The organism is Streptomyces anandii JCM 4720 (assembly GCF_014650655.1).
Lineage (GTDB): Bacteria > Actinomycetota > Actinomycetes > Streptomycetales > Streptomycetaceae > Streptomyces > Streptomyces anandii.
The window spans coordinates 263,332-267,415 of record NZ_BMVJ01000001.1; the positions used below are offsets into that span (position 1 = coordinate 263,332).

4 protein-coding genes are annotated in these 4,084 nt (G+C 73.7%); all 4 read right to left on the minus strand.

Annotated elements, in window-relative coordinates; all coding sequences use genetic code 11:
* On the minus strand, positions 1-785 hold a 785-nt coding region (locus IE249_RS01190; protein WP_229857162.1), incomplete at its 3' end, for a DUF5336 domain-containing protein.
* A gap of 154 nt (positions 786-939) precedes the next feature.
* Positions 940-1,929, minus strand: coding sequence for an N-acetylmuramoyl-L-alanine amidase (locus tag IE249_RS01195; protein ID WP_189702862.1), 990 nt, complete (start codon positions 1,927-1,929; stop codon positions 940-942).
* Positions 1,930-1,939: 10 nt separating this feature from the next.
* Positions 1,940-2,602: a class I SAM-dependent methyltransferase gene (locus tag IE249_RS01200; RefSeq protein ID WP_189702863.1), complete on the minus strand. Its 663-nt coding sequence runs from the start codon at positions 2,600-2,602 to the stop codon at positions 1,940-1,942.
* A gap of 116 nt (positions 2,603-2,718) precedes the next feature.
* Positions 2,719-4,084, minus strand: a 1,366-nt coding sequence (locus IE249_RS01205) for an MFS transporter (protein WP_229857164.1), incomplete at its 5' end; no start/stop codon positions are given.

Consider the following 4,084-nt stretch of genomic DNA (forward strand, 5'->3'; position numbering starts at 1 on the left):
CAGCCGCGCTGGATGTTCGACGCGTCCTGCAGGACGCCGCGGCGGCCGTCCTGCATCTCGGCCAGCAGGCCCTGGCCGCGCTGCTCGACCGCCAGGTACCAGACGCCGGGGGCGAGTTCGGCGATGGGCGCTGCGGAGCCGTCCTCCGCGAACAGCGGACGCGGCGCCGGCACGGCGAACCAGAACGGCGAGAAGGCCCCGGACGCGGCCGGCTGCTGGGCCTGCTGCGGCTGCGGGCCGCCCGGGAAGGGCTGCGTCTGCTGCGGCTGCTGAGGCTGCCCGCCGAACTGCGGCTGCGGGGCGCCCGGGTAGCCGTAACCGCCCTGCGGCTGCGCGCCGTAGGGCTGCGGAGCGGCCGGGCCCGGGGCCGGCAGCAGCGCGCCCTGGAGCGCGGGGACCAGCGGGGTGGCGATCGCGGCGCCGGCGAGGACGAGGGCCGCGATGAAGCCGAGGATCAGGCCGGCGGCGGCGGACCCGCCGGTGGGGATGTCCACCAGCGTCCAGAACAGGCTCCACGCGACGAGCACCGTGAACGCCGCGCCGACCGTCCCGAGGTCCAGACCTGCGACCTTGCGGGGCTGCGGCAGGCAGCGGTTGACGACGATCAGGGCGGCGCCGATGACCCCGCCCATGTAGAGGCCGAGGCCGGTGCCGAGGTCGTCCCACGCGTTCTGGTCCAGGTTGAACCCGTTGACGGAGTAGAACTTGAGGAACGACGCGATGAAGAGCAACACCGCTGCTCCGATCACCACGCCGTCGCCCCGAGTGAGGGAGCGGATATTCACTTCAGGTCCTTCGCAGGTCGTCTCGTCGTAGGTAGAGGCGTCGCTGTCACCGTGTCGCCGGCAGGCGTTGGTGCGAAGCGCGGGGGTGGCCCCTCATCGTACGGTGACCTTATCGTCCGTACGAGCGGGCTGTCCGCCGGGCTTCGCCCGCCGGTCACGACCCGCGCAGGAAACTCACGATTCCCGCAGAGATCCCCTCCGCCGCCTTCTGCCGCCAGGTTTCGCTGGTCAGCGATGCCGCGTCCTTGCTATCGCGCATGTTGCCGCACTCGATGAACACCTTGGGAACCGTTGACAGATTGAGACCGCCCAGGTCCTCGCGCGTGACGAGCCCGGTGCCGCCGCCCAGGTAGTTGGAGGGCGGCTCGCCCGTGACGCGTACGAAGTTGCCCGCGATGCGCTCGCCGAGGTCCTTGGACGCCGGGACGATCGGGCGGGTGTCGGCGGCGCCCGCGTGCACGGGCCCCGGCAGGATGACGTGGAAGCCGCGGTCGCCGGGCGCCGCGCCGTCCGCGTGGATGGAGACGGCGGCGTCCGCGTGCGCCGCGTTGCCGATCCGGGCCCGCTCGTCCACGCACGGGCCCCAGGACGGCGAGCCGTCGTCGCGGGTCAACTTCACCGTGGCGCCCTGCTGTTCGAGCAGCGTGCGCAGCCGGTGCGCCACGTCCAGGGTGAAACGGGCCTCGGTGTAACCGTCGTTGGTGGAGGTGCCCGTGGTGTCGCACTCCTTGCGGTTGGTGCCGATGTCCACCTTGCGGTTGATCTCGGAGGCGTGCTGGAAGTTGCCCGGGTTGTGGCCGGGGTCGATGACGACGACCTTGCCCTTGAGGGAGCCGGAACCGGAGGCGGCGGGCGCCGACGACCCGGCCCGCGCGCTCGGGCCGGCGGAGCCGCCGGCCTGCTTGTCGTCCTCGCCCGGGTAGGAGGGCAGCAGGGGCGCGGAGGAGGTGGGGGAGGCCGTCGCCGACCGCACGGCCGCCTGGTCCGAGCCGCCGCCGTCCGGGGAGCCCACCGTCTCGTACACGACCCAGCCGAGGAGCGCGCCGGGCACCAGCGCGGCGAGGGCGACGGTCAGCGGCCCGCGACGCGGACGCCGGGGACCGCCCGGCTGCGGTTGATCGAACTCGGGTCCCAGATACGACACGCCAGCGACTCTAACGGGGAGCCGGTGTGGTCGCCCGGGTTCGCCTCAGGACGCGCAAGGAGCCGGTCACCGAGATCTCGGTGAAGTCGCCGGACTCCAGGGCCCTGAGGTACACGCGGTACGGGGCCTGGCCGGTGAACTCGTCCAGCGGTTCGGGGAACACGTCGTGGATGACCAGCAGTCCGCCCTCGGCGACGTGGGGCGCCCAGCCCTCGTAGTCGGCGTTCGCGTGCTCGTCGGTGTGGCCGCCGTCGACGAAGACCAGTCCGAGGGGTGAGTTCCAGATCGCGGCGATCTGCGGTGAGCGGCCGACGAGGGCCACCACGTGCTCCTCCAGGCCCGCCCGGTGCAGGGTGCGGCGGAAGGCGGGCAGGGTGTCCATCAGGCCGGTCTCGGGGTCGACCGTCTCCGGGTCGTGGTAGTCCCAGCCGGGCTGCTGCTCCTCGCTGCCCCGGTGGTGGTCGACGGTCAGGGCGGTCACGCCCGCCTGGCGGGCCGCGTCCGCGAGCAGGACCGTCGAGCGTCCGCAGTAGGTGCCGACCTCCAGCAGCGGCAGCCCGAGCCGCGCCGCCTCCACGGCCGCCGCGTACAGCGCGAGCCCCTCGTCGGTGGGCATGAACCCCTTCGCGGCCTCGAACGCGGCCAGGATGTCGGGCTTGGGCGCCGCGGGCATGCGGGTCCTTTCCGGTCGTACGTGCTGGGCTTGGGCGCCCCATGCTGCCGCACCCCCTGCCGGACGGGCGACAGGGGGTGCGGGTGGGATGGATCTCAGCTCCGGGCGGCCGCCGCTCAGGCGGTGACCGTCTCGCCCGGCAGGGACAGGTCCAGATCGACCGGGCGGTCGTCGCCGGCGTGGGTGGCGGCCGAGGCGCGCGGGCCGTGCCCGGCGGCGCGGGCGGCCAGGACGTACGGCCCCTCGGCGGGCACCGTGAGGGCGTAGCTGCCGTCGGCGGCGGACAGGGTCGCTCCGGCCTGCCGTCCCCGGCGGTCGATCAGCGTGACCTTGGCGCGGGCGACCGGCGCGCCCCCGGCGTCCAGGACGCGGCCGCGGAAGCCGCGCAGGGCTTCGGCGGCACGGGCCAGGTTGGCGTCCTCCTCGCTGCTGGCGTGCAGCTGGGGGCGGGCGGCGCGGGCCGGGTTCGGCAGGCACAGCGCGAGCACCAGGCCGAGGGCGACCGCGGCGGTGGCGATCAGGAAGGAGACCCGGAAACCGTGCATGGTGGGGATCTCCAGGCCGCCCGCGTGGTGCGCGGTGTTGGCCAGCACCATGCCGATGACCGCGCTGGAGACCGAGGTGCCGATGGAGCGCATCAGGGTGTTGAGACCGTTGGCCGCGCCGGTCTCGGAGGCCGGGACCGCGCCGACGATCAGCGCGGGCAGCGAGGAGTAGGCGAGGCCGATGCCGGCGCCCAGGACGACGGAGGTGACGACCGTCTGCCAGGCCGCGTCCATCAGGCCGAGGCCGCCGCCGTAGCCGATGGCGATGACCAGCAGGCCGATGATCAGGGTGACCTTGGGGCCGTAGCGGGCGGACAGACGGGCGTAGACCGGCGCGGTGAACATCATCGTCAGGCCCAGCGGGGCCACGCACAGACCCGCGACGACCATCGACCGGCCCAGGCCGTAACCGGTCGCGGTGGGCAGCTGCAGGAGCTGGGGGAGGACCAGCGAGACGACGTAGAAGCTGACGCCGACCATGATCGAGGCGAGGTTGGTGAGCAGCACCTCGCGGCGGGCGGTGGTGCGCAGGTCCACCAGCGGGGCGGCGATCCGCAGTTCCAGCACGCCCCACAGCAGCAGGACGGCGAGGGCGGCGGCGAACAGGCCGAGCGTGGTGGCCGACGTCCAGCCCCAGTCGCTGCCCTTGGTGATGGGCAGCAGGAACAGGACCAGCCCGGCGGACAGACCGAGCGCGCCCAGCAGGTCGAAGGAGCCCTCGGCGCGCATCGGCGACTCGGGCACGGTGAGCAGGGTCAGGACGATGGACAGGACGCCGAGTCCGGCGGCGCCGTAGAACAGGGCGTGCCAGTCGGTGTGCTGGGCGACCAGGGCGGCGGCGGGCAGCGCGAGACCGCCGCCGACGCCGATCGAGGAGCTCATCAGGGCCATCGCCGAGCCGAGCCGCTCGCGGGGCAGCATGTCGCGCATCAGGCCG